The 978-nt window shown below is 71.2% G+C and carries 1 pseudogene; it reads left to right on the top strand.

The window, feature by feature from the left end:
* Nucleotides 1-21 precede the first annotated feature (21 nt).
* A pseudogene (locus IF89_RS39355) lies at nucleotides 22-978 on the top strand (RHS repeat domain-containing protein); the annotation flags it as partial.

The raw sequence follows: 978 nt of genomic DNA, 5'->3' as shown, positions 1-978 counted from the left end.
CCGTGGGGGCACACCAGCAGCGTGACCGGCCCGGACGGCACCACCGTCAAGACGGCCTCCGACATCGTGGCCGAGGCGGTCGCGCAGGGCGTCCTGGGCAGCGACCAGGAGGATGCCGGCCTGGGCGAGGCCCGGGCCGTGTCGGTGCAGGACGCGGACAGTGCGGCGCGGACGGTGTCGGCGAGGGTGGTCTTCGCCGACGGCACCCCCGCCGCCGACTCCACCGCCCAGACCGACGCACTCGGGCGGACCCTGACCTCAACCAGCGGCGAAGTCACCGCCACCCCCTCTTACGGGCCTGGCGGCATCCCGCACAGCACCGTGCTGAACCCGGCTGCACCGGATGTGTATCCGGGGCAGGGGTTCACCGCAGCCCTGACCCGCGACCTCGCCGGACGCCAGACGGCTAAGTCCCTCACCCAGGGCGCGCCCGGCCGGGGCGACACCCGCACCGGTGTGCGCAACGCCTACGATCCGGCAGGGCGCCTGGCGTCCCAGACCGACCAGCTCGGCAACACCACCGCCTACACCTACACCCGTGACGGGCAGATAGCCGAAGCGGCCGTCACGTCCAAGGGCGGCAAGCCCGTCTCGAAGACCGCCTACAGCTACGATGAGGCCACCGGCCTGCCCACCAGCACCTCCGTAACCGACGCCGGCGGTGTGAGCACGGTGCGGCAGATAGAGTACGACGCCCTCAACCGCCTGTCCGGTGTATGGGAAGGCGGCCGCGACGACGCGGACGCCAAGAAGAACACCCTCATCACCTACGCCTACGACGGCGAGGGCCGCCTGGTATCGGTCGCCTACCCCGACGGGAAGGCTGTCTCCCGCGCCTACGACCAGCACGGGCAGCTGGTATCGGCTACGGATGCGGCAGGGGCGGTCACCGCCTACACGTACAACAGTGACGGCAGTCTGAAGGCCGCGGTGCAGAAGACTGCGGACGGGCAGACCGCCTCCGCCGCCTACACCTAC

This window comes from Streptomyces sp. NRRL F-2664 (assembly GCF_000719345.1).
Classification (GTDB): domain Bacteria; phylum Actinomycetota; class Actinomycetes; order Streptomycetales; family Streptomycetaceae; genus Streptomyces.
Note: the sequence above shows the minus strand (reverse complement) of the source record. Positions and strands in the feature narration are given on the sequence as shown.